The organism is Brevibacillus soli, assembly GCF_044759095.2.
Lineage (GTDB): Bacteria > Bacillota > Bacilli > Brevibacillales > Brevibacillaceae > JBIYSM02.
The window spans coordinates 1-23,912 of record NZ_JBIYSM020000007.1; the positions used below are offsets into that span (position 1 = coordinate 1).

Annotated in this window: 26 protein-coding genes and 1 pseudogene; 8 read left to right on the plus strand and 19 right to left on the minus strand. The window is 48.4% G+C overall.

Annotated elements, in window-relative coordinates; genetic code table 11:
• Nucleotides 1-201: pseudogene (locus ACE99V_RS04275) on the plus strand (IS110 family transposase); the annotation flags it as partial.
• 391 nt (nt 202-592) lie between these two features.
• Here ACE99V_RS04275 and ACE99V_RS04280 read toward each other — a convergent pair.
• The gene (locus ACE99V_RS04280) at nt 593-1,615 is read right to left on the minus strand and encodes an NADH:flavin oxidoreductase/NADH oxidase (RefSeq protein ID WP_400489794.1); all 1,023 of its coding nucleotides are present in this window, start codon (nt 1,613-1,615) and stop codon (nt 593-595) included.
• Between the two features lie 89 nt (nt 1,616-1,704).
• Nucleotides 1,705-3,393 (minus strand): lantibiotic dehydratase, encoded by a 1,689-nt coding sequence (locus ACE99V_RS04285; RefSeq protein ID WP_400489795.1) that lies wholly within the window; start codon nt 3,391-3,393, stop codon nt 1,705-1,707.
• Between the two features lie 332 nt (nt 3,394-3,725).
• On the opposite strand from ACE99V_RS04285, the gene ACE99V_RS04290 reads away from it, so the two are divergent.
• The gene (locus ACE99V_RS04290) at nt 3,726-5,000 is read left to right on the plus strand and encodes a helix-turn-helix domain-containing protein (RefSeq protein WP_400489796.1); all 1,275 of its coding nucleotides are present in this window, start codon (nt 3,726-3,728) and stop codon (nt 4,998-5,000) included.
• A 44-nt stretch (nt 5,001-5,044) separates the two neighbouring features.
• On the opposite strand, the gene ACE99V_RS04295 is transcribed toward ACE99V_RS04290, so the two are convergent.
• Entirely contained in the window at nt 5,045-5,761 is a 717-nt protein-coding gene (locus ACE99V_RS04295; protein WP_400489797.1) for a HoxN/HupN/NixA family nickel/cobalt transporter, read from the minus strand.
• 195 nt (nt 5,762-5,956) lie between these two features.
• Here ACE99V_RS04295 and ACE99V_RS04300 point away from each other — a divergent pair, with 195 nt between their 5' ends.
• Both ACE99V_RS04300 and ACE99V_RS04305 read left to right on the plus strand, forming a co-directional pair.
• Entirely contained in the window at nt 5,957-6,439 is a 483-nt protein-coding gene (locus ACE99V_RS04300; protein ID WP_400489798.1) for an ArsR/SmtB family transcription factor, read from the plus strand.
• Nucleotides 6,439-7,695, plus strand: coding sequence for an MFS transporter (locus tag ACE99V_RS04305; RefSeq protein ID WP_400489799.1), 1,257 nt, complete (start codon nt 6,439-6,441; stop codon nt 7,693-7,695). Before ACE99V_RS04300 ends, ACE99V_RS04305 begins: the two co-directional genes overlap by 1 nt.
• 68 nt (nt 7,696-7,763) lie before the next feature.
• On the opposite strand, the gene sigK is transcribed toward ACE99V_RS04305, so the two are convergent.
• From sigK to ACE99V_RS04330, 5 genes are all read right to left on the minus strand, one after another.
• Nucleotides 7,764-8,513 (minus strand): RNA polymerase sporulation sigma factor SigK, encoded by a 750-nt coding sequence (sigK, locus tag ACE99V_RS04310; RefSeq protein ID WP_420998190.1) that lies wholly within the window; start codon nt 8,511-8,513, stop codon nt 7,764-7,766.
• Between the two features lie 60 nt (nt 8,514-8,573).
• Nucleotides 8,574-8,876 carry a hypothetical protein gene (locus tag ACE99V_RS04315; protein ID WP_400489805.1) on the minus strand — a complete coding sequence of 101 codons (303 nt, stop codon included), beginning with the start codon at nt 8,874-8,876 and terminating at the stop codon, nt 8,574-8,576.
• A complete protein-coding gene (locus ACE99V_RS04320) occupies nt 8,863-9,636 on the minus strand; it encodes a hypothetical protein (RefSeq protein ID WP_400489806.1) in 774 nt (257 codons plus the stop codon). The genes ACE99V_RS04315 and ACE99V_RS04320 overlap by 14 nt, the downstream gene beginning before the upstream one ends.
• Before the next feature lie 432 nt (nt 9,637-10,068).
• Entirely contained in the window at nt 10,069-10,338 is a 270-nt protein-coding gene (locus ACE99V_RS04325) for a hypothetical protein (protein ID WP_400489807.1), read from the minus strand.
• A 126-nt stretch (nt 10,339-10,464) separates the two neighbouring features.
• The gene (locus tag ACE99V_RS04330; RefSeq protein ID WP_400489808.1) at nt 10,465-10,932 is read right to left on the minus strand and encodes a hypothetical protein; all 468 of its coding nucleotides are present in this window, start codon (nt 10,930-10,932) and stop codon (nt 10,465-10,467) included.
• A 547-nt stretch (nt 10,933-11,479) separates the two neighbouring features.
• On the opposite strand from ACE99V_RS04330, the gene ACE99V_RS04335 reads away from it, so the two are divergent.
• From ACE99V_RS04335 to ACE99V_RS04345, 3 genes are all read left to right on the plus strand, one after another.
• Nucleotides 11,480-11,839, plus strand: coding sequence for a hypothetical protein (locus ACE99V_RS04335; RefSeq protein ID WP_400489809.1), 360 nt, complete (start codon nt 11,480-11,482; stop codon nt 11,837-11,839).
• Between the two features lie 81 nt (nt 11,840-11,920).
• Nucleotides 11,921-13,276: a DJ-1/PfpI family protein gene (locus ACE99V_RS04340; RefSeq protein ID WP_400489810.1), complete on the plus strand. Its 1,356-nt coding sequence runs from the start codon at nt 11,921-11,923 to the stop codon at nt 13,274-13,276.
• Nucleotides 13,277-13,421: 145 nt separating this feature from the next.
• Complete coding sequence (locus ACE99V_RS04345; RefSeq protein WP_400489811.1) at nt 13,422-13,565, plus strand: DUF3973 domain-containing protein; 144 nt, start codon at nt 13,422-13,424, stop codon at nt 13,563-13,565.
• 79 nt (nt 13,566-13,644) lie between these two features.
• On the opposite strand, the gene ACE99V_RS04350 is transcribed toward ACE99V_RS04345, so the two are convergent.
• The 4 genes from ACE99V_RS04350 to ACE99V_RS04365 form a co-directional block, all read right to left on the minus strand.
• Complete coding sequence (locus ACE99V_RS04350) at nt 13,645-14,340, minus strand: hypothetical protein (RefSeq protein ID WP_400489812.1); 696 nt, start codon at nt 14,338-14,340, stop codon at nt 13,645-13,647.
• A 227-nt stretch (nt 14,341-14,567) separates the two neighbouring features.
• Nucleotides 14,568-15,308, minus strand: a complete 741-nt coding sequence (locus tag ACE99V_RS04355) for a PRC-barrel domain-containing protein (RefSeq protein WP_400489814.1) — start codon at nt 15,306-15,308, stop codon at nt 14,568-14,570.
• Entirely contained in the window at nt 15,280-16,299 is a 1,020-nt protein-coding gene (locus ACE99V_RS04360) for a hypothetical protein (protein WP_400489815.1), read from the minus strand. The genes ACE99V_RS04355 and ACE99V_RS04360 overlap by 29 nt, the downstream gene beginning before the upstream one ends.
• A gap of 153 nt (nt 16,300-16,452) precedes the next feature.
• On the minus strand, nt 16,453-17,523 hold the full coding sequence (locus ACE99V_RS04365; RefSeq protein ID WP_400489816.1) for an HD-GYP domain-containing protein: 1,071 nt from the start codon (nt 17,521-17,523) through the stop codon (nt 16,453-16,455).
• A gap of 325 nt (nt 17,524-17,848) precedes the next feature.
• Between ACE99V_RS04365 and ACE99V_RS04370 the strand changes: the two genes are divergently transcribed.
• The gene (locus tag ACE99V_RS04370) at nt 17,849-18,340 is read left to right on the plus strand and encodes a Mov34/MPN/PAD-1 family protein (protein ID WP_400489817.1); all 492 of its coding nucleotides are present in this window, start codon (nt 17,849-17,851) and stop codon (nt 18,338-18,340) included.
• Here ACE99V_RS04370 and ACE99V_RS04375 read toward each other — a convergent pair.
• From ACE99V_RS04375 to ACE99V_RS04405, 7 genes are all read right to left on the minus strand, one after another.
• Nucleotides 18,252-20,081: a peptidoglycan D,D-transpeptidase FtsI family protein gene (locus ACE99V_RS04375; RefSeq protein WP_400489818.1), complete on the minus strand. Its 1,830-nt coding sequence runs from the start codon at nt 20,079-20,081 to the stop codon at nt 18,252-18,254. The two genes, ACE99V_RS04370 and ACE99V_RS04375, sit on opposite strands and share 89 nt — an antisense overlap.
• Before the next feature lie 118 nt (nt 20,082-20,199).
• Entirely contained in the window at nt 20,200-20,841 is a 642-nt protein-coding gene (gene udk, locus ACE99V_RS04380) for a uridine kinase (protein ID WP_400489819.1), read from the minus strand.
• Between the two features lie 52 nt (nt 20,842-20,893).
• Nucleotides 20,894-21,553 carry an O-methyltransferase gene (locus tag ACE99V_RS04385; RefSeq protein WP_400489820.1) on the minus strand — a complete coding sequence of 220 codons (660 nt, stop codon included), beginning with the start codon at nt 21,551-21,553 and terminating at the stop codon, nt 20,894-20,896.
• A gap of 71 nt (nt 21,554-21,624) precedes the next feature.
• On the minus strand, nt 21,625-22,656 hold the full coding sequence (gene mltG / locus ACE99V_RS04390) for an endolytic transglycosylase MltG (RefSeq protein WP_400489903.1): 1,032 nt from the start codon (nt 22,654-22,656) through the stop codon (nt 21,625-21,627).
• A 211-nt stretch (nt 22,657-22,867) separates the two neighbouring features.
• On the minus strand, nt 22,868-23,161 hold the full coding sequence (locus ACE99V_RS04395; RefSeq protein WP_400489821.1) for a DUF1292 domain-containing protein: 294 nt from the start codon (nt 23,159-23,161) through the stop codon (nt 22,868-22,870).
• Between the two features lie 6 nt (nt 23,162-23,167).
• Nucleotides 23,168-23,584: a Holliday junction resolvase RuvX gene (gene ruvX / locus ACE99V_RS04400; protein ID WP_400489822.1), complete on the minus strand. Its 417-nt coding sequence runs from the start codon at nt 23,582-23,584 to the stop codon at nt 23,168-23,170.
• Between the two features lie 15 nt (nt 23,585-23,599).
• Complete coding sequence (locus ACE99V_RS04405) at nt 23,600-23,863, minus strand: IreB family regulatory phosphoprotein (RefSeq protein WP_400489823.1); 264 nt, start codon at nt 23,861-23,863, stop codon at nt 23,600-23,602.
• Between the last annotated feature and the right edge of the window lie 49 nt (nt 23,864-23,912).

Below are 23,912 nucleotides of genomic sequence, written 5' to 3' on the forward strand. Positions count from 1 at the left end.
CCCTTTTACGAACGCCTGAAAGAAAAAGGAAAGCACGCCCGAAAGATTCATATCGCTATGGGCAACAAATTCATCAAAATCGCCTTTGCTATGCTGCGTGACAAAAAGCCATTTTTGTACCAGAACTCTCAGAACCATTACCTAAGCGAAATGAGTAAAAAACTAAGATTTCATAGCACAAATGACTTATTAGCTTCTTAATTCAATAGACAAACGTATTTGTCAGTCCCTCTTGGACCAAGGGGAGATCGAATCACATTCTAGAGGCATAGACCTCGGGGATAAGCCTTATCCCCCTCGTCCTGTAAATGCGAATTGTACGTTGGAAAACAGTCCGTACTCATGCCAGAATGCATCCATGCAGGGTTGTAAGCGAGGGTTACACCCATCTTAGTTTCAAGAAGGGCTGATGAATACCATAACGTTCCCTTGTCAGTTGCTAATTGTTAATTTTTAACAAAAATTACGTTAGGTGTGTTTGCCATTCTCAAAAAGGGCGAAAAAACTAATTGACATAGTACGCTTATACACTAAAAATGCGCCCCCGTTCAGCCTGCTGGTTGAAAACGGGGGCTTGATTCTTTCGATTCGGTTAAAAACCGCGTATATACTGTTTGGGCGGAGTTACTTCACCTGTAACCGCTTGAATGGCATGCAGCGCCCAGTACGGATCACGCAGCATGCCCCGGGCGATTCCAACCAAATCGGCATCGCCGTTGGCAATTGTTGCTTCTGCGAGCTTTGGCTCTTCCAGCATACCGACGGCAATGACAGGAACATCCAGTGCTTCCTTGATGGCCCGGGCCATGGGCACCTGGAATCCCGGATAGTTGCCTGGTTTGCGCTCTTTCCCAATCGGTCCTTCGCCTCCGGATGAAATGTGGAACATGTCAACCCCGGCTTCCTTGTACCGGCGGCACAGTTCGATGCTGTGATCAAGACCGTAGCCACCATCGATATACTCGACAGCGGAAATGCGGAAGAGCAGCGGCATCTCTTCCGGCATGACGCTCTTCATCGCCTGGATCACTTCCACACCGAATTTTGCCAGGTCTTGCCCGTATTCATCCTCCCGCTTGTTGATAGACGGAGAATGGAACTGATGGATCAAATACCCGTGAGCGCCGTGAATTTCAATGGTGTCCACTCCAGCCTCCACGGCGCGTCTTGCCGCTTCCTTGTATTTTTGAACCAGCTGCTTTGCTTCCCCCGTGGTCAAAGCCCGCGGCGTTTTGTACTTGTCGCTGACGGCGATCGCAGACGGGGCGACGGGAACTTCCGCGTCCTCCGCTTTTCGGCCGGCATGGCCAATTTGAATGCCGATTTTGGCTCCGTATTTTTTCACTTCGGAGATGATCCGGGCAAACGCCGGAATGTGCTCGTCAGACCACAAGCCAAGGTCATAATCGGTGATTCGGCCGTCCGGTTCCACATCGGTCATCTCCATGATGATCAGCCCGGTACCACCGACGGCTCTGGAGACGTAGTGGACAAAATGCCAGTCGTTCGGTTTCCCATCCTTCGCCTCGACGGAATACTGACACATCGGGGCCATGACGATCCGGTTCTTCAAAGCCAATCCTTTTAGCTGAAAGGGAGTATGTATGTGAGCCATTTTGTCTCTCCTCCTGTATCATGTGTTCTATACGCAGCATGCACGTTCGGGAAGAAGAACCTGCACACAGGTGATTGTATGTGGAAACATTACATATGAAAAGTAGTGATGTTTTTTTCACATGGTTTCCAAGAGGAAAGTAATGGGCGGAATGGCATATCGTTTCTTGTTCTCGGCCAGTTTAGCAATGCCACGTATTCCGTAGCATAGGTGAATCCGTCCGATCCTGTAAACCAGTGCTCTCTGCGATCGGGAAGCGCTTCCGTCAGAGAGATGTACAGCAAATCCTCTTGAAAAAGGATAGGCAAAGCGGCGTCCAAAGAGTGGTAACTGCGAAAGCTGATCCACATCGGGGGGCGCCTGTTCGCGCAATCGCGCCTGTATTCCCCGCTGATAAAGACTTCCTCAGGAATACCATGTGTAAGTTGCCATTCTTTCATTCGGCGAAAAAAAGCAAAATCCGACTCACCCGGTTCTTTCCGAGGGAACCGGTACAGGGGAATCCGCCAACAGGCTCGACGCAACACCAGACGCCCCCGTTGTTCTCGCGGGTGGAATTCGATTTGATCGGGAGGCGGCAGCATCGGGTGCATCCTGTTGGTCCAGCCAACCGGAAAAGCGTTTGTCCAAGGAGTGATCAGCATCAAGAAATATGCGACTGTTCCCTGAAGCATATCATAAGGAATCGATCCCAAATATTGCGGTGAAATCGGTCTTCCGTCCCTGCCAATCAAGGTGAGAGTGTTCTCTTCTGTGTGGATCAGGCACACATCCTTCAGCATCAGATCCGGCATCGGTTCCAGAGTGGGATTTTCCCCGGTCCATCTGAGGGCTTGTTTGGTCACGCCGTAGTCAATCTGCATGCGATTGAAATCTGCGTTCGCAGGAAAATCCACGATCGATGCCTCTGGATACATCGTACGCAGCCAGCTGAGCAATTTTCGCAACAAGTTTCCATGCTGTTTATCAAATCGGGCAAGATATCGGGCAAACAAGCCGCCTAACCCGGTGTTCAACCGGTTCACGACCATGGTATACTCTCCGTTTCGTATTCCTTCTATCCCTTTGGTTGCAGCCAATTGGAAACACACGGCGGTATTTGGCGGGGCCGCACTGGGGCTGATGGGACTGAAGATCCGTCCTTCGTCCATCTTGCTGATCATTTCCAAGTCTTTGGAACGTGCCCTCTCTATCAGTCTTGGCCGGTCTTTTCTCCTGTCAAAACTATAGAGAAACTCCTCGAGATCGTAACAGGTTCCACCTGGTCCATACCGTTCCACAAAGTGTTCAACCAGCAGGTCGTACCTATGTGAACGAAACAGGTACGGCCTCATCCATTCTCCCAGACGATGCAAATCCTGTTTGACATGTTTGCCGATCGGCTCTGCAGCCTGATCTGTACGAACATCCTCGTACACCAGGGTCCCTTTCTTCACATAATCCGGCTCTGGTTGATGAAGCAGAAGGGCAATACTGCGCAGGCCATGTCGTATGCAGGTCTGCAGTCGCAATCGATTCTCTGCAGAACCGGCTGCCAGTTTCGCCTCGCCTAACGCAATCAGACGAATCACACGGGCAATCCGTCTTCCTCGTTTGCTCCCGGAGGTTTTCATCATGGCGGCGATGGTCATCAGCGCATGGCGCTCTTTTCGCGAGTAGGGGAAAATCGGTCGAATCCACTGCTCGTTCAGGTATTGCTGGAACAAGTCAAAACGGTTTGAAAGCTGTACGATGATTTCATCATACGTTCCCGATCGGAGACGACACAATTCCCGCATCTCTGCGATCTTTGTAGTGTCATTGTATTACGATTAACATTTATTATCAATTCATAATAATGTAACCAATTGTAATATTTTGTGCTTTTTGCATTTGACCAACCATTTTTTGTAAGGTAAGCTTTTGGTTATAGAAAAAAGCCATCCGCATGAATGCCGATGGCTCACGAAAATAGGATCGTTTCTTTTACTTGAAAAGCGGTTCGCTAACCGGCCATACTTCTTCAGCTGCTGCGCGAGGCAAATCCGCGTCGGCATAATGATGTAAAAATATAATACTACTACTTTTCATAATATTCAAACAAAATGTTAATGATTGTTAGGTGATCAAGATGTGGACATTAGGGCAAAGGCTAAAAGAGCTTCGGAAGGAAGCCAATCTGACTCAGCAGGAATTGTCTGAGGGAATTGTGACGAGGGCTTATATCAGTCAAATTGAGAAGGGATTGGTGCAACCCTCCTATGAGACGCTGAAACTTTTGGCCGAGCGCTTGAATTGCAGCGTCGAGAACCTGTTTGTCGAACCGGAAAACAAGGTTTTGCAGCTGTCAGAGACAAAACGCAAGATTAAAATGGCGGAGTCTTTTGTGGAATCAGGAAAATTCGAACAGGCCTCCAAAGTCATCCTCTCTGTTTCCCAGAGTCTGAGTGAACGATGGTTAACCGGACCGGAAAAGGGGGTGTACCTGTGGATCAAGGGAAAGCTGTTGGAAAAAGAGCGATCGTGGGAAACGGCAGCGAAATACTACTCACAGAGCAAGGAACTGCTTTCTGATGGCTCACACTCACGGGCGTTGGTTCGAACGATCGATTCGTTGGGATATACGTACTTGCAGCTGGATAAAAATTACGATGCGCTGTCCACCTTGAACGAAGCTTTGGGCTTGCTCGCCAAAGAAACCATAGGCGGAATCCTGCAAATATCCGTTTACCTGAACATCGGCATCGCTCACGGCAAAATCGGGGAGTTTTATTCCGCAATCCGGTTGCTTCAAGAAGCAAAGGATCTGAATGAAGCCACCGGTTACCTCTATAAGCAGGGGCAAATCTTGATGTCATTAGGAGTATGCTACCGGAACGTCAATCAATTGCACGATGCAGAGGCATCCTATCGGAAGGCACTGTCTTTTTTTGAAATGACTGCCGACCTGGAAAATGCAGCGGGCACCAAGACAAACCTCGGGGTGCTCTACGGGGTTCTTCAACAGTACGAACAGTCCATTCAGTTTCTGTCATCGGCCATTGCTGCCTACGAACGGCTTCAGTTACAAACCAGGCAGCAGAATGCAAAACTGGAACTTGCCAAGACGCTTGTGCAATGCCAGCGGTATGAGGAAGCCAAGCAGCTTTGTCGGGAGTTAATCGCCCAGTCACCGGTCAGGGAAAAGCATGCGATCCTCGCGCACCGCTGTATTGCCGATATCGCCTGCTTTGAACAGAACTACGAGAAAGCGCTGGAATCTTATCTCCTCTCTCTTCGTTACCTGAAGGAACATGGTTTTGTGGCGGAACTGAAGGAAACGTACGGCAAAGTTGCGGATATCTATTTTGCCAAAGAGGATTACCAGACTGCTGCCCATTACTATCGCCTGGGTAAAGAATGTTGAACCAAAAACCCGTCAGGAGAACATCCTGACGGGTTTTCAACAACTTAGGAAAACCAGAGCTGAAACAACCCTTCCGTTACTCCCAGGTTGTACATGTAATACAAGCCAAATGCGGTACTAACCCAACCGGTTACCTGCGTCAACAAACGGTTCAGGGTCAGATTGCTCGCGCTCATTACAAACGGGATGCCGATTGCCGTTGTAAACAACAGCATGCCAATGATCGTACCGGCGCCAAAGACAAGGATGTAGAGGCAGCTTTCCCATACGCTACTGACCGTTGACATCGTCAGCAACACCATGGCGGCACTTCCGGCGAGTCCATGGATAAAACCGATCAGAACCGATCTCAGGTAAGAGACGTCGCAATGCTCGTGCTCATGGGAAGACGTAAATTCATGGGAATGAAAGTGGTTATGTACCGTCTCTCTATGGGCGTGCACGTGAGCGTGCATCTTTCTCTTTCGGAAGGCAAGGACACTCGATACGCCGAGATACACCAGCATGACACCCACAAGAAACTCCAGGGACATGGCCCAGACATCGGGGATTTCCCCCTTCATGACAATCATGATCAGACCCATGACAAGCAAAGTGGCTGTGTGCCCAATCCCCCAGAAGATTCCGGCTAGCGTCGACCGCCATAATTTTTTGCTTTGGCTGGCAATCGTCGACACGGCGATGACATGATCCGGTTCGATGGCGTGCTTGATTCCAAGAAGAAAACCCAGAAACAGGACCGTCAGCAGGCTTTGCTCCATATTTTCACCTTCTCTGTTGTGCATTTCTTCCCTATTCTACATCTTCCGGCAGATCGAAAGAACCCCTGTGATGAAAAAAGATCACTCAGGAATGGTTAATATTGACAGATTTTGGATCATTCATTAATCTAATTTCACAAGATGATCTATTTTTCCAGAATGAATGAATTTATCAGATCAAACAGGAGGTCCACGATGGGGCGAGCGGACAACGATTCCAAAGATGTGTTATCGATTTCGATTGAACAAAACAAGCTGCTTTCCAGTGCGATTCGCATTCAGATTCTTTATACAATTTCAAGCACGTCCAAAACGGCGAAACAAGTAGCCGATATTCTCGGCCAAACACCCGGAAACGTGCATTACCACATGCAACGATTATACGAAGGCGGGCTTATCGAACTGGTAGAAACACGGGAAAACGGCGGCATCGTCGAAAAGTATTATAAAGCAAACCATACGAGCTTTCGTGTCACGGGGAATCGCGAGTCTGACTCCCAAGGCAACCAAATCAACACGTATCTGTTGGTAACCGAGCAAGAAACGGAACAATTGATGGCAGAACTGTCAGAGGTGTTGGTGAAATGGGAAAGTCGGGTTCCCCGTGCTGACAAGGAAACTCCACATGAAATCAGGGTCATGATTAACTTGCAGGCGGTAAAAAAGGAGGCAGAGTGATGAGTCTCTCTCTTGTGAAAGAACGACTGTGGCATTTTGATTTTTCATTGCTCTTTACCTCGCGGGTTTTGAAAGATTTGGCCGACAGCTTTGCCTCCATTGCATTTGTCTGGCTGCTGATGGGAAATGGTGGCGACGCCGTAAGCACCTCTGTCTTGTTTTTTTGTACGATGGTGCCTCACATGCTTTTCAGTTCTTTTGTAAGTCCCCTTCTCGCTAAAGGAAAGCTGCAGCAATGGATGTTTGCTTCCGACGTGATCCGTGCTGTTGCCGTTGTAGTTGTGCCCATCTGTTATTGGTTAGACACTTTGCCGATCTGGCTGTTTTTTGTTTCGGCCCTCACTCAATCAACGATAGGCGCATTTTATACTCCTGCTTCTGTCGCTCTCTTGCCGAGAATCGTAAATCCATCACAACTGCAACCTGCCAATGCCTTGATGCAGTCCTCCAGCCAAATTGTAGCCATCATTGGTTTGGCAGGGGTTGGAGCTGTCATTCAACTGTTTTCCGCTGCAGCCACGTTACTCGTAACCTCGGTACTCTTGCTGCTTTCCGCCATCCTGATTCTCATCGTACGCACCGGTAAGGAAACGCATATAGAACATGCTCCCGAAACGGAACGGGAGCCTTACTTGCAGCAAGTAAAGAATGGGTTTGACATCGTGCTGAGACACAAGCTGCTGTTTGGTCTGACCCTTTTTGCCATCTTCCTCAATCTAGGCGCCGCTCCGTTTCACGCTCTTTCTCCCGTATTCGTATCGGAACATTTGCAAGGCGATGCAGCTACATTAACCATGCTCCGGTCCAGCATAGCCATCGGAGCCTTGGTCATGGGCATCGTGTTGGCGAAAGTAAAAGTAAGCCGCCAGGGGGCGTTATTTATGTACGCTGGTATCATAGACGGGATCATGCTGCTGGTCTTGGGGATCACGGATCAACTCTGGCTGATTTTGGCCTGCTGCTTTGTTAGAGGTGCAGCCATTTCTGCAATCAATGTTCCGGAAATGGTGATCGTCCAGACTACCGTTCCTCAGAATCAACAAGCCCAGGTCTTCTCGGCATTACTTTCGCTTAGTTTTGCTCTGCTTCCTTTTGCCATTCTGGCTTCGGGACCGCTGGCCGTTTGGTTTGGGTCGGAAAAAGTGATTGCGCTAGGAGGGGTGATCACATTGGTTTCAGGAATCGTAATTTCCTATTTGACGCCGCTGGTCAAACTCAGAACCGATACTCAGCAGGAGGTGTTGATAAAACGCTAGAATATGATTTATGTAAACCTATATTTGAAGACAGGAGCCCCGCAACAAAAACGGGCTCCTGTGCTTTCCTATCTACCCTGCGTTTGTTTGGAGCGGTAAAACTCATTAAATAATTTCATCAACGCGCGCTTTTCGATTCGGGAGACGTAGGAACGGGAGATACCCAGCTCGCGGGCGATCTCGCGCTGCGTCTTCTCCTTGTCTTGGTCCAGTCCGAACCGGCCGATGATCACTTCTTTTTCCCGGTCGTCGAGGATGTGAATGTGCTGGTAGATCTTGTTGCTTTCCAGTTTCAGCTGAACGGCGTCCACCACTTCGTCCGTTTCCGTGCCGAGGACGTCGATCAGGGTGATTTCGTTTCCTTCCTTGTCAGTGCCAATCGGATCGTGCAGAGAGACATCCTTTTTCGTCTTTTTCAAACTGCGCAGGTGCATTAAAATCTCGTTTTCAATGCAGCGTGCAGCGTACGTCGCCAGTTTTGTGCCCTTGTCAACCTGATAGCTCTCGATCGCCTTAATCAGGCCGATCGTTCCGATGGAGATCAGGTCTTCGCTGTCTTCACCGGTGTTTTCAAATTTCTTGACGATGTGCGCGACCAAGCGAAGATTGTGCTCAATCAGCTTGTTGCGTGCGTACGGATCGCCTTTTGCCATAAGCCTGAGGTACTTTTCCTCTTCCGTATCAGGAAGCGGCTGGGGAAACGCGTTGTTCTTTACATATCCAACGAACAGGACCAATTCTTTCACCAACAGGGAAAGCGCCACAAAAATGCTGGACACGGCTGCCACCTCCACGTCTGGGTGCTTACTCCTATCCATATGTGGGCGGCTGCCCATGCGTGCATGTACGGGAAAAAGGACGGTGTCCGTGGAAGAATTTTATGTTCCTTTCCTGCGATTGTTCTTCTTCCAAAAGAACACACAGGCTAAGACAATCGGAATCAACGGAAACAACGCGATGAGTTGATAGTCGTTTTCGGCTCCGCCAAAATAATAAGCAATCGGAAGAAACAATACAGCACTGATAAGCGAAAAAACCCAAGATTGTATCAATATCGCAAATAATAAAAACCAAAAAGAGAGAATGCCTGACATCCACCATAACAAAACAATTAGATTCAATGGTTTCACCCCTCCGTTTTTTACGAAATCCCCGAAATCCCTTTGCTTAATTGGTTTCATCTATGCTCCAAACAACTTTCATGCTTCCCTTTAGGTCATCGCCAGTTAAAACAATTCTGTATACACCGGTATTTTGAGCTTTCATTTTCATCTTCCCTTCTTCCATCATCCCGACCAAATTATCTTTTTCGTTTAATACATGAAATCCGTATCCCCCTCCATTTGCATTTGTTACATCAATAGAGATTGTAATCGTTTGACCTTTCGTGGCTCTTATTGGAATTTCATGTTTTCCGTTGAAATATTCAAAACTTGCTGTATATGTTGAATCACTGCGCACCTCAGTCCACTGTATTTTTTCCGTAACATCATAAGTCATGAGAATGATAAAAAATAAGGGTACAGCAATGGCAAATACGTATTGAAATAAGGTGGTCTTTTTAGAAGCATACGTTCCAAAATAATATAGTAGAGCGCATATGGCTCCAACGGTCCCAGCAAAAAATGTGATCGCATTCAGTTCTTGGATGATAAAAAACGCATAGCCTGCCATCACATACAACAGAATGTTAAGAGTGAGTTTTTTTCTTGTAAACTTACTTGTTAACAAGTCAATTCCAACAGAACAAACCATTCCGTAACCGAAAAAAATGATCCAATAAGACCATTTGGAAATTTCCTCAACAAATTTATACAGATCAAATCCTGATAAAAGCAGCAAACATGTGAAGAATGCAGACAGCGAAAACCCGGCACCAGACAACTTCGTCATCACATAAGGAATTACTTTTGAACGTAGTTGAATTTGATTGAAGACCACCAAAACACCTCCATGCAAACTCAATGTAACCTCTTATAGTATAGGACAATTTATTTTTCATAAAGTTTACATGATTTATGAAAGAAATCTGCCTTTTCGTTGAGCAAACAAAAAATGGTTGCTGCAGCAACCATGTTATTACGATATCGAACCCGTTTAACGATATTTGGTGATATTAACGACTTTATCGAAAATTGGAGCCCTTCCATAAAATAAAAAGCCGCAGTTTATTCGGCCTTTTTCAGGACAATGTTTGTGTTGTCCGACAACAATAACGTGGACTTATTAGAGATTAGTTAGGCAAACTACGCATCCTTCAGCGAAGGAACTGCGCATCGCTGTCTGAAGCCAAGTGTCTTACTGCCTATCTGTTTTACGTTCATCTACTCGGTCTAAATGAACCCACAATTTTTTGCCCGCTCTCAAATTCAATTATTTACAGGATGGTACCGACTTCAATACTCGGTGAGATTTCATCTTCATTACGGCAACCGGAATGGAACCGACTTGGATCTCAACTCGGGGAGAAAAAGGATTGGCAGACTTTACAGCATGCTTTTTTCTTTGCGAAAAGCGTTCTTTCGCAGCTGCTACTCGTTTCTGAATCAGCTTTTTTCGTTCATCGGTTTGGGGATGCATCCAGTTAGCCATTTCTGGAGTTGCACGGACGATGATCGGTAGTCTATCCCTACGATTATTCATCTTGATCCCCTCCTTTTATCAATACGACTTCAAACTCTTCCGAGTAATCGTGACTAATGCAAACAGTTTCGGATTCCCAGGTAATATCTATTATAGCAAAAACACGCTCAGCTGGTATTACGGCCTTTACAACAAACCCAAAATTATTATTACCGACAAATCCTTTTGTGAAAAACTCCAGCTAGATAAAGTTCGTTGTTCATCGATCCGAATAATCTGTCCCTCTTCTAGCCCTTCGTTTACCCATTCCGGGCGTTCGGACCAACCAAATCCGCGATATACAACGACATGTGAAATCCCTTTTCCATGTAAAAGCCGCTGTGTCACGTCATAAATCGCTACGATAGCTTTTTTTTGATCCTCCGTTAGGTCCGCCATAGGTCCAGTTGTAGAGCTGTAATGCCTGTGTGGCAATTTCAAAAGTTCCGCAACCTCTTTTTCCATTGCCAGCGATGTTGGATTATTGGAGTCGCTCACCCATTCACCTCGTAAGTCAAGGGCAGCGTATACTACCTCATCCGAATATTCATACATCGCACAGTTCATATAATCCTCAAATTGCTCCCCGTCCAAACCGTTCGTTATGTACAGCATCCCCTCTATACCCTCTGCCGTTTTTCTCCCATCCATACCAGGCTGGATACCCCGTTGTCGAAGCTATATCCCCAAGGGGAATGAACCCCTAGTTTACTAAATAGCTATATGGAATGTTCATCTAATTTTATTCTACTAAGCTGCCTTTTAGCGGTGTAATTAAAAACGGCTGCAGAAGCAACCACTATTCCACTATCGATTCCCGTTTGCACAATTACTCTAAATTTGGGGTCGTACCAAGAAAAAACGGAAACCCTACGCTAACTGAGCAGTATCCGATAATAAGCATTTTGTAAACGGAAGCAGCCGTTCTAGCTTGGAACGGCTTTTTCTTTTGCCAGATGGAGCGCTTTTTTAATACCATGCGAAATTGTCCTATTCCTGTGCGTTTAGTGATGTCGGATAAGTCGGTCTATGTAAACAAGCAGTGGATTATTATCGCCTCTAGGCGTTTTTTTCTATGGTTCCGTTCATATTGAGTTCACAAAGCTGGTTTATTGTGTACCCAGGGTAAATTACTCCAAAAATTTTACAGGAGGAAAGAATCATGAAATACTGCTGCACAAAGACGGGAACAGAACAAAAGATCTCAAAGATAAAAACAGGAAAAAAGGTATCAACGTTTCTACCGATTATTATTACTTTTTTAGCTACCCAACACTGGCTGCATGGACTCCTTTTTATCATGTTGGGAGGAACCGCTAGCGAGTTAATGAGCATGAGTACTGATGCTATGCTGCCATTCCAGCGAGTTATGATTGTGCTTACGCTTGTAACCGTACTATGGTCGGTTTACCAATTATTTAAAGATGGGTTTAAACACAAAGGAATGATTGTGATGACATCCATTTCATCGCTGGTTGGGATCGGTTATGTAATTGTGACATTCGTTAAAACCGGATGGTGAGTTTGAGTATTTTCAAACATTTTTATACCTTACAGCGGTATCGTATTCGAAAGAATGGATCGTATTGAGGAGGAAAATAAAATGAAGAGGTTATTCGTACGGTTGGTTGTTTATGTATTGATTTTCGTTGTGTTTGTGGGCGGGGTGGGGTTGTTCGGATTGATTCGCTCACAGAAGGACTTTTACGGCGCGGTTCGCCAAGAATCCATTCCTCCTTCGCAAGGCGTGAAGAAACCCGTATATAATCCGGATAAACCTACTGTTGCCGTCCTCTTGGGGAACGAAACCACCGAGGGATCAGATTTTATGATTCCATACGAATTGTTCTCTAGGACGGAGGCATTCAATGTGTATGCCGTTGCTTCAGACAATCAGGTGAAGTCATTAACCGGTGGTCTTGATCTGGTACCGCACTACTCTTTTACAGAATTGGATCAATTATTAGGGAAAAGTCCCGACATTATCGCCATCCCATTTATGAAAACGTATGACGATAAGAAGTTTGATCCTATCCGGAAGTGGATACAACAACATTCCAAAACCACTTTGGTAAGCATTTGTGGGGGATCGGGAAACCTTGCAGCTACGGGTTTATTGAAAGGGAAGTCAGCAGCATCGCACTGGCAAAACATGGTAGTTTTTCCAAAGAAATATCCTGAGACGAACTGGCTGAGTGATCAGCGGTATGTTCATGACGGAAACGTGATATCCTCGGCTGGTGTTTCATCAGGAATCGATGCCGTTCTCTATGTGATTTCGCAAAAAGTAGGGGAACCCATGGCAGAAAAAATAGCAAAAGAAATGAAATATCCCTCTTATCATTTCGTTAAAAATCCGAAGGTGGACCCATTTTACATGGATTTGCGCTTTGCGACCTATGTATTGAATAATGCTTTTCAGTGGAACAAGAAAAAGGCGGGTGTCTTGCTATATAACGGTGTAGAGGAAATGGCGCTGGCTTCCGTATTTGATATCTATTCAGACACGGGAACGACAAAGGTTCTTTCCATTTCAAGCTCGGAGCAGCCCATCGTGACAAAACACGGTCTGAACCTGATTTCCAGACATTTGATATCAAATGCCCCAAAACTAGATAAAATGATTGTTCCGGGAAGAGAAGCGAAATCGTTGGCTGCTGAGGAGATAAAAAAATGGAACGAAAAGAGGAATACAACGAAACTTCAGTTCGTTCATAGTGATTCGCCAGATCGATTTTTATTTGAAGTTCAACTTGAAGATTTAGCCAAGCAAGAGGACCTTCTCACCGCTAAACATGCGGTGAAACGACTCGAATTTCGTGCGAGTGATATCCATCTTGAAGGCAAACCGTTTCCCCTTGAAACTTACAGCAATGTACTTCTAACCGGTTTGCTAGCATTACTGGCAGCTTTCTGTATTGACAGAAGATTTATCATGAAGAAAACCATTTTCAAATGACCAATGCAAAATAGAATATCGTTTTTATTTATGTAGATTCAGAATTTATTTTTTATTATGTATTATTATCTGGCTGTATATTACCTGCATTGATAAGATAATAGTAGTTTTTTGCAATCTCATTTTCCCTGAAGGAGTCTTGGTAATGGAACAGTATTATTGCATCAAATGTAAGGAACTACATGAGCGAGAAGAGACGAGTACGATATTTACAAGCGGTTTTCATACATTCCCAAACGGAATAAAGTATCCCCTTGGTTTATGTCAAAAAGAACACGCTGTCCAATAAAAGCAGAGCGCTATTTCTTCCAAATAAATCCTCTTCAACAAATGCACCCCCGCCGATAAACGGCAGGGGTGCATTTGGATTATTTTATCGCTTGTTGTTCCTCATCTGTAATAAAGTACGCATGAATATCGAAGTGCGGAATTTCAAAGCCAGGGTGACCGTGTGCCTGATATTCAATATCGGTCTGAACAACGGAAGGGGAAGGAAGTCCTTTCATCCCGGCTATGTTGACATAATTCTTGCCTTTCGCAAAGTCTTCCTGTGCAACCATATACTCGAGGAAAACCAGCTTTCCTTTGTAGACTCCGTATATAGGACCAAGCGGCAGTTCGGCCGGGTTTGCCCAGTGCTCACCCATGGCTGGAACGACATGCGGCTCAAGTTGAATGGTGCCCTTGGGTAATACGAGCACATACGCTTCCTTTTTTTCCTGATCCCAGCTTACATTGGTCGCACCGATCGCATTGGCAAGGTCTCGAACGGAAGCAGTTGGCTCGCCTTCAATCATATGTATGTTTGATAGGGTCTTGCCTGCCACCGTTGCCTGCTTGCGATCCTTGCTCAGTTCAATCGGCGTATTCATTACGTTGCCAAATGCCTGCAAAGAGACGTATACTGTGCCATCCGGCATTTGATGGTTAGCGGGAGATACCACTTCAACACCGTTAACAGCAATCGTGACGTTCATGTTTAACTTCGGACCCACACCATGAGCTGACACGCTGCCTATCGACAGAAAACATGTGCAAGCGAGCATCAACAATGTCCTTTTCAAACGGAATCCTCTCCTTTTTCGCTGCTTTTACCTACATCATTATAACATGAATCCCCTTAAATATTCCCGAATATTTTAAATTTTCAGCCCTGTAATCTGTGACTTTTTGCTCATGATGCAAATTCAACATTGAAAAAACGATACTATTTTACTATTATTTTAGTTGGATATTTCTTCTTTCATGCAACAAAAAATCCTCTCCTGTCGTCAGGAGAGGTGGTTATGAATTATTCTACTGCCTTTAGCGCAAGCTCAAGCGCCTTGTTGCGCCCAAGTCGTTTCACTTTGTCTACCACTTCTGGTGTAATTTCTTCTCCTTCTGCGAGAAGCAGTTCACCCTGTTCATCATACAAGTTCGCGGAGATGATTCGACCTATCAGCTCGTCCAGCTCACTGGCTTCCACAGCTGCCGCAACCTCTGTCTCTGCTTGTCTCGTCGTTTCCGTTCCATCCTGTTTGGCTTGGGCAACACGGAACGATTCTTCCGTCACCAGATATTTGTCACTTTCTTCGGCCGCTACGGTGATTTCCTTACCGAACGTAACGACGTGCTCTTCCGGAAGGATTTTCGTTTCTCCATCCGTTCGTTCCACGTAGCATCCGAGGATTTTGCCGGTCTCCTGTGAGAACATAAATTCACTGATTTGACCGAGGAACTGCCCTTTTCGGGTAATGACGCGAGTTCCTTTGATGTGAATGTTTTTGGACAAGAGGTCGTTTGCGACCGGAATATCGGCCAGGTCGATGATGCAGGTTTCCGATTCGATGGTGACCGCATAATCTCCCAATCCTTCTACCAGCTTGAACGGAATCGCCTTGATGCCAAATTCCCACTGCTCGTTTTGCACGACCAGGAATTCGATGCTGCGCAGTTCGGGATTGATGACAAAGTTCTTTACGCTTCCGATATCTTTCCCGCTCGAGATGCTGATAATCGACTTACCCAATATTTCTTTGCTCTGCTTCATACATTTTCTCCTTTGGACGTATGCTTTCTGTCTGCATGAGAACTTCACGTTCGGCTCTGCTGTGAATGTCGTCAGGGAGCAGGGACCAGGATAAGTTCGGCTTTTGTTCAATACCCAGTATGCGCACAACAGCTTCCATGTACTGGATATGACGCTGCACTTCCGCCTGCTTTTTGTTTGCGCTGGCAGGGAGTTCGGCCAACAGGTTCTGTAATTCCTGGATGCTTTCCTTGTACAACCCCATCTCCTTCAGGACGCGAACAAGATCGTGAACGATCATCGTTTTGGCCGTAACTGGCGGATGATAGGAAAGCGCGCTTCTCAATTCCCGGTATGCTGTGTAATAATCCCCTTTTCTCAGGGATTCGGAAGCGATGCCGTAGTGCTCCTGTACACGGTGCAGATCATCCGGCGAAAACGGATGCACTGTCACTGGTTCAGCCGTCTCTTCACCCGTTTCAGCCGGTGAATCGGGCGGTTCTGCAAGGTCTTCCCGGAGTGGTTCGGGCGGTTCTGCAAGGTCTTCCGGGGGCAATGAGGGCAGCTCTTCCGCTGTTTCCTCAGTGGGTGTGTCTTCTGCTGTCCCTGATCGTACTGTTCTCTCATCTACCTCCTCAATCGCTGTCGTATCATCCGGCTCGGGCGGCGGTGGAAATTCCGGTGCATTTTCACTGTCCCTAACCGGCAAGATGGAGACGCTTGGCTTCAACACTTGTGAAATTTCCCCTTCCAACTCTCTATCCTCTCTCATTCTGACCGCGATCACGGAAGCCATTACCGACGATACCGAGAGAGCAACGAGCCCTAAAGTCCACCAGATTCCAATGACGTGCAGGCTGATCGGCAGAATGAGTCCAAACAAAGCCACAAATGCCAGAGCATAGCCGGTATCTCGCCTGTTCAACTCCATTTTTCTGCGGATGAGAAAAAGAAAGGACAGCGTAAAAAGGGAATAAAGCACATAGTAGCCTGGCAATCCAGATGCAAACATACGATCACCTTTGCCGTAAAAAGTGGTTAGATATGGTAAGCCAAGTTACGATCCAAACTATTCGACGCGTTTCTACAATTTCCCTTTTTTTCACTTGCAAGAATTTCTATACAAGAAAAAATACGCCTGCCTATCATCAGGCAGGCGGTTACTTTACCCAATCATCTTTTCTATCGTCAGGTGACGGTTGAATCGCAAATCCACGAACTCCGAATGACGGCGGACAAGAGGACGCATCGGCTCGTCCTTGTGGATCAGGATGATCTCGATTTCTTCCCCTGTGTTTAAACGAGCACGAGCACCCACGTACAACATCGCGATGTAGTGGACGAACAGTGTGACAATCTCTATGTTAAGCCCGCCGTCGCAAGCCGCCTTCCACAGATATTGGGCCGCTTCAAACGGCGACGTTCGAGACTTGTAGATGCGGTCGGAACAAATGGCGTCGAACATGTCGGCAACAGCAAGGATCTGGCATTCCAACGGGATTGTGGAGGCTGTTCGCTGTTGCGGATAACCCGAACCGTCCAACCTTTCATGATGCAGAAGCGCACACTCAGCCAAAAGGTGGCAGCCTTCTTCCATTTTCATAATCAGATTGTAGCCATGGACTGTGTGCAGTTTCATCACTTCGAACTCTTCGGCTGATAATTTTCCAGGCTTCATCAAAATGTCCTTCGGGACAAGCATTTTTCCCAGATCATGCATAAAGCCGCCTATGCCGATTTGTAACACCTCTTCTTCGGGCTTTTTCATCAATCTGGCGATCAGCGAAGAAAGAATGCCGACGTTGATCGAATGACGGTACGTGTAACTCTCCGAGCCCTCCAGAACGTAAAGCGAACGAAAGATGCCCACCTGTTTCAATACCTGATCGGCAATCGGATAAAACGCCTTGGAAAACTGCTCCAGAGGCGGGACGAAATCTTCCTGCACCTGTTGAAACAAGTGCTTTGTCCCTTCCATGGCTTTGATGTAACAGGCCAAAGTCTCCCTGTCAAGAGCTGATTCCTGCAACTGTGCGAAGATGGAAGCGGACTTGGCCTGATCGGGTTCCGTTCGTTCAGCAACCCTGACGTAAAAAACTTTTTGCCTGAGCAGTGTGTAAATGTGTGTGCTGGTCAACATCGTCCCTTGCGTTAAAAGCAATGTCCCGTTATGGGTAAAGACATCCTCCTCCAGCATTTGTCCCACCAGCGTGATATCTGTTGTCGCGAGTGCCATTCCTTGTCCCCCTCAGCCAATAAAAAAAGCTTCGATTGAAGCCCTCTCGAAGAAGCTGGTTCTTCGTTAGAGGAAACTTTTTATGCGTTCCGGAAAGTTTATTTCAGGACGCTTTCACACGGTGAAGCCCTTAAACTTTCCTACACGATAAGAAAAAAATACTATGATTTCCATTATAGGTAATTCGTCATAGAGCAAAAAAAATCCTACTATTTCGACAAATATGTTGCAACTCTTTGTACAGGGTCATCTGTTGAGGGGTTCACATATGATGGTAAGGCTAACAGTTGGCTTGAGGCAAATGCTGCGGAGGTGTCCGGGGATCATGACGACGTTGTATATTACGCCAAAGGCGTGGCATCAAATAGAGCGAGCCGTACGAAAAAACCCTTTTGTGGAAACGGGCGGAATCCTGATGGGATATGCAATCAATGAGAACGACTGGTTGATTACCTATGCCAGTGAACCAGGGCCCAAAGCCATCCAAGCACCCCTCTCCGTCCGTTTTGATGACCAGTACCTTCGGAATCTGGCAAAACGCTTAAGCCGGAGGGGGCGCTGGAAATATATTGGCGATTGGCACAGCCATACCGTCCGCCGCCTTACCCCCAGCCGCGCGGACCGAAACACCGTCTGGGAAAAGGCGACGAGCGCCAAGTATACCTCTTCTTCCCCGATCATGCTGATCGCAGGTCTGGGCAAGCGAAACCAGGTACAGGCGCGTGGATTTATTCTGATCGGTTCGCTTCGGGAGGTGCAGCAGATTGTCCTTGCAGAGCGGCCAAGTCGTCGACGACACGGCGGAAAAGCCCCGTAGCTCCATGACTAGTCCATACCGGCTGATTTTCCGCCACTACTGCAATGGCGTAGCGGGGGTTATCGGCCGGCGCGTAGCCGACAAACCAGTGATGATTGCGGGATTCTCCCGCTTTGCTCACTTGTGCGGTGCCGCTTTTGCCTGCCACCGGCCATGCCGCTCCCTGCAGAGCCTTGCCCGTACCCTCCTCCACCACTTTTTCAAGCAGGTGCTTGAGTTTCTTTGCCGTCACCTTGTCAATCCCCTCCTGAGGCAAGGACTGCACAGGGAAATGGTGAAAGTTCAAACCGTTGCGGTAAGTGATATCGGAGACGAGACGTACCTGGCCGGGGCGTCCTTCCCTGAGAATGGTTGCCATCATGTTGGCTGCCTGCAGCGGGGTAATCCTCACGTCGCGCTGGCCGATGGCGGTTTGGATCAACACTCCTTCATCATCGCGGGAATTTCCTGCGGCAAAAATCGTTCCATTCTCTTCGCCTTCAATCTGCCGGAATTTCTCCAGTTTGTACAGATGGGGCGTCTCGTGGCTGATACGCACTCCTAAACCCAGTCGGTGCGCGTATTCTTCGATCGTATCTCCTCCTACCCGTTTGGCGATCTGGGCAAAAGCGATATTGCAGGAGTGAGCAAACGCTTCTTCCAACGTGATGGAACCGTGCCCTTCCTCTTTCCAGCAGGAAAATCCGTATTTCCCGTACTCCCCGTCACAATGGAACCGCTCGGTAGGAGAGACGAGGCCTTCACCCAGTGCTGCAGCCGCGACCACCGTCTTAAAGACGGATCCTGGAGGCATCTGTTTTACGGCATGGTTCTGCCACCCACCCTCGGCGATCCGCACCTGGGTCTGATCATATTGCGGCCGGCTGACCATCGCCAGCACGTCGCCCGACTTTACATCCAGCACGACGATTGCCCCTTCTTTCAGCTTCTGCTGGTCTGCTGTCTGTTCCAAACGCCGCTGAATCGATTTGTCCAACGTCGTCACCAGTGACAGCGGATAAAACTGATTCTCTTGCTGCGTATGGCGAATATCCAGTCCGCGCAGCGGATTGCCCATTCCATCGACGAAATAGGACAAGGTAGACGGCTCTTCTCCCTGCAGAAAGCGATCAAAGCTGCGCTCCAGTCCGGAAGCCCCGACAGCGGTGTCCAGTGACATTTTTCCCTGCTCCAGCTCGTGGCGATAGAGCGATTTGATCAGACTGGGATTCTGATTGACGTAGCCGATCACCTGCTTGGCCACTTCGTCCTTTTGATACCGCTCCGTTACGGGAAGCGCGATGACCCCGGGAATGCCGAGCCGGTTAATCTGATCCGCCTGACGACTGGATAAAGCGATGATCGCCCCCTCTTCGTTCCGGAGAATGAACGGCCCCTTGTGGGCAGCAAACGGACCGGCGATCTGTTCTTCCGGCAAGCGAAGAATCCCGGCGATTTTTCGCAGATTGTCGGTACCTTCCATCCCGCCGCGCGCTATCGGAAAGAGAATCAGCGCCTGCTGTTCTACGCCCGTAAACGCCTTCCCGTTCCGATCCAGGATGTCACCTCGCCCGCTGTGCAAAACGATACTCTGCTGCCGCTGCCTGACGGCATTTTTGATCAAGTCGATGCCGTGTTCGGAAAAATGGTGGGGGGATCCAAGCTGTATCCACCAGAGGCGCAAAAGCAATCCTCCCCAGATCAGGGTAAGCAGAAGCAGCAGCAAAAAGCTGCGCCGTTTCAACTGATGAGCAGGCTGCATGAACCAATCCCTCCCGGCCTTTTCTTCCAGTATTGCCGGAAAGAGACGTTGGACAAACCACCGGACGGAAACAAAAAAACACGCCACATGTGCGTGCGGCGTGTCAAACGGTTTTGGATTAACGGTTGCTGAGCTGCTGTTTCTCCAGCAAGATATTGCGGATTTTGGTAGACAACAGGTCAAGGGCGACCCGGTTGTATCCTCCCTCAGGAACGATGACGTCTGCGTATCGCTTCGTCGGCTCGATGAACTGCAGATGCATCGGGCGGACGACGGTCAAGTACTGGTTGACCACCGATTCCAGAGTGCGGCCGCGTTCTTCGATGTCGCGCCGAATGCGTCTCACGATCCTCACATCCGCATCGGTATCCACAAACACCTTGATGTCCATCAACTGGCGGATGCGCGGATCCTCGAGGATGAGCATGCCCTCGAGAATGATCACATCCTTCGGTTCTATCAGCGTGGTTTCCTTTTTCCGGTTGTGCACCTTGAAGTCGTAAATCGGCTTTTGAATCGGTCTGCGTTGGAGGAGCTCCTGCAGATGAAACAACAGCAAGTCGTTATCAAACGCAAACGGGTGGTCGTAGTTGGTTAGCGCCCGCTCTTCCAGGCTGAGATGGCTCTGGTCCTTGTAGTAGGAATCCTGTTCGATCATCGCGACACTCTCGTTTTGGAACTGACGGAACAGTTCCCTCGCAACAGTGGATTTGCCGGATCCGCTGCCCCCGGCGACCCCAATCAAAACGGGGTGACCCATACTCCATATCTCCTTCCTCATCATGCCCTTCACTGCCAAACACGGAAGCCGCTTACAGCGATGGGCAGGTTGCTTTGTTTTTTCGTTTCAGGCTGACCGCGATTCCGTCGCCTACCGGAATGATCGATGTGTCCAGTTCGGGATGCTCCATCAACCAGCCGTTCAGACGGTCCAGCTTGTCCACCAGCGGACGCTGCCGTTTGTTCGCCTGTTCCGGTGAAGCCACCATCCCGCGGAACAACACGTTGTCACAGATCAACAAACCGTTTTCCTGCAAGAGCGGCAGGTACATATCAAGAAATGTACGATACTGCCCCTTGGCAGCATCGATAAACAAACAGTCGAACTGGTAGGTCCCAGGAAGACCCTGCGCCGCATCACCGGCAATCAGCTCGATACGATCGTCAAGACCCGCTTCGGCAAAATTGGAACGGGCTCGGACGATTCGGCTTTCATCCAGTTCCATGGTGACAATCTTCGCCTGCGGCGCTGCTTCCGCCAGCCAGATTGTAGAGTAACCGATCGCTGTGCCTACCTCCAAAATGGAGCGAGGCTGATGCAGCAGCAGAAGCGTTCGCAAGACTTTCGCCGTGGGCAGTTGGACAATCGGGATGCCCTCGGCTGCTGCTTCCTGCTCCAACCGGTGCAAGAGCGGAGAACGCACAGGAATCAACCTGGAAATGTATTCGTCAATCAAAGGATTGGTTATCATCTGTTCACCCCCGAAAAACCAATAACCGTCCCATTATAGCATAATCCTGCAAAGAAGACAGGCCGAACACGCTATTGTTTCTTCCGGCTCAGTGCATCCTTCGCCAGGTGTTCCTCCAACGTTTTTGAGAAGTAGTGCTCCGATGAGCCGTCCTTTTTGGTGACGTAAAAGAAATAATCATGCGTGGCTGGTTGAACCACGGCTGCAAGGGACGCTCTCCCCGGACTTGCGATCGGTCCCGGGGGCAGTCCCGGATGTACGTAGGTATTGTACGGATGATTGATTTTCAAATCGTCATAGGTGATGCGGTCGCGCTGTTTGCCCAAGATAAACTGAACCGTGGCGTCCGCTTGCAGCAGCCACCCTTCACGCAGGCGGTTGAAATAGACCCCGGCAACAATCGGGCGCTCCTTGTCGACAACCACTTCCCTTTCCACGATGGATGCGAGGTTGACGGCATCATCCAGGCTCATGTTGCGCTGCTTCAGCTTCGCTGTCCAATCCGGCTTAAGCTCTTTTTGGAATTGGGCGAGCATCTTGGCAATAATTTCGTGCTCGGTAGCTCCCTTTTCCACCTCATACGTCTCCGGGAACAAGTATCCCTCTAACCGGTATTTACGCCCTTTCTTTTGCGGAATAGACGCGACGAACGGGAATTCCGGAAAGGAGCCGCTGTTCACTTCCTGCAAAAACTTCTGCTTGTTGACGAGACCTTTTTTTTCCAAGGCCGATGCAATCTGCTCCACGTTCCACCCTTCCGGGACCGTAAAGCGAACGGTATTGACCACAGTGTCTCCAGCCACCATGCTTTGCAGCAGCTGGTCGACAGGTTGTCCCGTCTGGAACTGGTAATCCCCCGCCTGCAGACGGCTGCCGATGCCTTTCAGCTTCACATAGTAGGCAAACAGCGTCGCGTCCCTGATCAATCCCTGTTCTTCCAGCAGCTCGCCGATTTCCTTGACGGACGAGCCCTTCGGTATGGTGACGTTTTTCATGACAGGCTGTCCAACCGGATTCACTGGCTGTAAGCCTTGATATACGTAATAAGCAGCGCCGCCTGCCGCCAGTACCAGAAAGCACGCGATGGCAGCAAGGACGCGGATCCATCTTTGCCTCCCATTCCCGTTGCCCGGCCGGTCTGCATATGTTTCTCCTTTTGTTTGAAGCAGTTTCACGTTAGTCTCCCTCCCTGCATCCTTTCCATTATACCGAAGGGACATACGGCTGTCACGATGGCGCGCAGCTTCTGACAACGATTGGAAAGAAAAAAGCTTTCTTCCGTTTCCAGAAGAAAGCTTTTTCCCCGTCATCCAGTTAGATGCTGTCGTCCTTTTCCAAGTCGGCGATCAACGTCTCAAAGGTAGCCTCGACCTGCTCCCATTCCTCGTCATCCTCGATGGGCTGCAGCATGTCTGTGCCATCGTAGCGAAGGAAGTGAACTTCGTACTCCTCTTCGTCCTCCTGGTCGACCGGAACCAGCACCAGGTAGGAACGGTCTTCGATGTCAAAAATGTACATGATCCGGAAATCGCGCGGGTTGTCCTCGCCTTCTTCCGTCAGGGATATCACGTCGCCTACTTCAAACTCTTCGATCATCTCTTCACTCATGAATGGTCACCTCGATTTGGCGTCCAGATAACCCTGCAGGATTAATACGGCCGCCATTTTATCTATTACTTTTTTCCGCTTTTGCCGGCTGACATCAGCGGCAATCAACATCCGCTCGGCAGCCATTGTCGTCAGGCGTTCATCCCAGAGATGAACGGGAAGCGACGTTCGCTCGGCCAGCAGGGAGGCAAAGGCCTGACAGCTTTCCCCCCGCGGTCCGATCGTTCCGTTCATGTTTTTCGGCAAACCGACGACAATTTCGTTCACCTGAAACTGGGAAATCAATTGTTGCAATCGAGCGATATCCTTTTCCTTCGACTCCCGTCGGATCGTCTCGACCCCCTGTGCCGTCCAGCCCATCTCGTCGCTCACTGCTACCCCGATGGTTTTATCGCCGACATCCAAACCAAGAATTCGTTTCATCTGTACTCCCGTTGTCTACGAACGCTGTTCGTTCAAGTATACCTTAACCAGCTCTTCGATGATTTTGTCGCGCTCAATTTTTCCAATTAGACTACGCGCGTTGTTGTGCCGCGGGATAAATGCCGGATCGCCGGAGAGCAGATATCCGACGATTTGCGTGATCGGATTGTACCCCTTTTCCTGGAGGGCTTCATACACTTCCGTCAACGTCTCCCGAACTTCCACCGCACTCGTTTCCTTGGGTACCGTGTACTTCATGGTATTGTCCAAAGAACTCACGATCAACACCTCACATTCCGATTAAGAGCAATCCCCTCTCTTGAGATGG

What these genes read in the sequence shown, in the direction of transcription:
- ACE99V_RS04335 (WP_400489809.1), top strand. Translation starts at nt 11,480, where the DNA reads ATGAAATACTGCTGCACAAAGACGGGAACAGAACAAAAGATCTCAAAG.
- ACE99V_RS04305 (WP_400489799.1), top strand. Translation starts at nt 6,439, where the DNA reads ATGAGTCTCTCTCTTGTGAAAGAACGACTGTGGCATTTTGATTTTTCA.
- sigK (WP_420998190.1), bottom strand. Translation starts at nt 8,513, where the DNA reads ATGGATAGGAGTAAGCACCCAGACGTGGAGGTGGCAGCCGTGTCCAGC.
- ACE99V_RS04290 (WP_400489796.1), top strand. Translation starts at nt 3,726, where the DNA reads ATGTGGACATTAGGGCAAAGGCTAAAAGAGCTTCGGAAGGAAGCCAAT.
- ACE99V_RS04370 (WP_400489817.1), top strand. Translation starts at nt 17,849, where the DNA reads ATGACGACGTTGTATATTACGCCAAAGGCGTGGCATCAAATAGAGCGA.
- ACE99V_RS04375 (WP_400489818.1), bottom strand. Translation starts at nt 20,081, where the DNA reads ATGCAGCCTGCTCATCAGTTGAAACGGCGCAGCTTTTTGCTGCTGCTT.
- ACE99V_RS04285 (WP_400489795.1), bottom strand. Translation starts at nt 3,393, where the DNA reads ATGCGGGAATTGTGTCGTCTCCGATCGGGAACGTATGATGAAATCATC.
- ACE99V_RS04295 (WP_400489797.1), bottom strand. Translation starts at nt 5,761, where the DNA reads ATGGAGCAAAGCCTGCTGACGGTCCTGTTTCTGGGTTTTCTTCTTGGA.
- ACE99V_RS04330 (WP_400489808.1), bottom strand. Translation starts at nt 10,932, where the DNA reads ATGCTGTACATAACGAACGGTTTGGACGGGGAGCAATTTGAGGATTAT.
- ACE99V_RS04325 (WP_400489807.1), bottom strand. Translation starts at nt 10,338, where the DNA reads ATGAATAATCGTAGGGATAGACTACCGATCATCGTCCGTGCAACTCCA.
- ruvX (WP_400489822.1), bottom strand. Translation starts at nt 23,584, where the DNA reads ATGAAACGAATTCTTGGTTTGGATGTCGGCGATAAAACCATCGGGGTA.
- ACE99V_RS04365 (WP_400489816.1), bottom strand. Translation starts at nt 17,523, where the DNA reads ATGGCACTCGCGACAACAGATATCACGCTGGTGGGACAAATGCTGGAG.
- ACE99V_RS04395 (WP_400489821.1), bottom strand. Translation starts at nt 23,161, where the DNA reads ATGAGTGAAGAGATGATCGAAGAGTTTGAAGTAGGCGACGTGATATCC.
- udk (WP_400489819.1), bottom strand. Translation starts at nt 20,841, where the DNA reads ATGGGTCACCCCGTTTTGATTGGGGTCGCCGGGGGCAGCGGATCCGGC.
- ACE99V_RS04340 (WP_400489810.1), top strand. Translation starts at nt 11,921, where the DNA reads ATGAAGAGGTTATTCGTACGGTTGGTTGTTTATGTATTGATTTTCGTT.
- ACE99V_RS04315 (WP_400489805.1), bottom strand. Translation starts at nt 8,876, where the DNA reads ATGAAACCAATTAAGCAAAGGGATTTCGGGGATTTCGTAAAAAACGGA.
- ACE99V_RS04360 (WP_400489815.1), bottom strand. Translation starts at nt 16,299, where the DNA reads ATGTTTGCATCTGGATTGCCAGGCTACTATGTGCTTTATTCCCTTTTT.
- ACE99V_RS04355 (WP_400489814.1), bottom strand. Translation starts at nt 15,308, where the DNA reads ATGAAGCAGAGCAAAGAAATATTGGGTAAGTCGATTATCAGCATCTCG.
- ACE99V_RS04280 (WP_400489794.1), bottom strand. Translation starts at nt 1,615, where the DNA reads ATGGCTCACATACATACTCCCTTTCAGCTAAAAGGATTGGCTTTGAAG.
- ACE99V_RS04385 (WP_400489820.1), bottom strand. Translation starts at nt 21,553, where the DNA reads ATGATAACCAATCCTTTGATTGACGAATACATTTCCAGGTTGATTCCT.
- ACE99V_RS04345 (WP_400489811.1), top strand. Translation starts at nt 13,422, where the DNA reads ATGGAACAGTATTATTGCATCAAATGTAAGGAACTACATGAGCGAGAA.
- ACE99V_RS04300 (WP_400489798.1), top strand. Translation starts at nt 5,957, where the DNA reads ATGGGGCGAGCGGACAACGATTCCAAAGATGTGTTATCGATTTCGATT.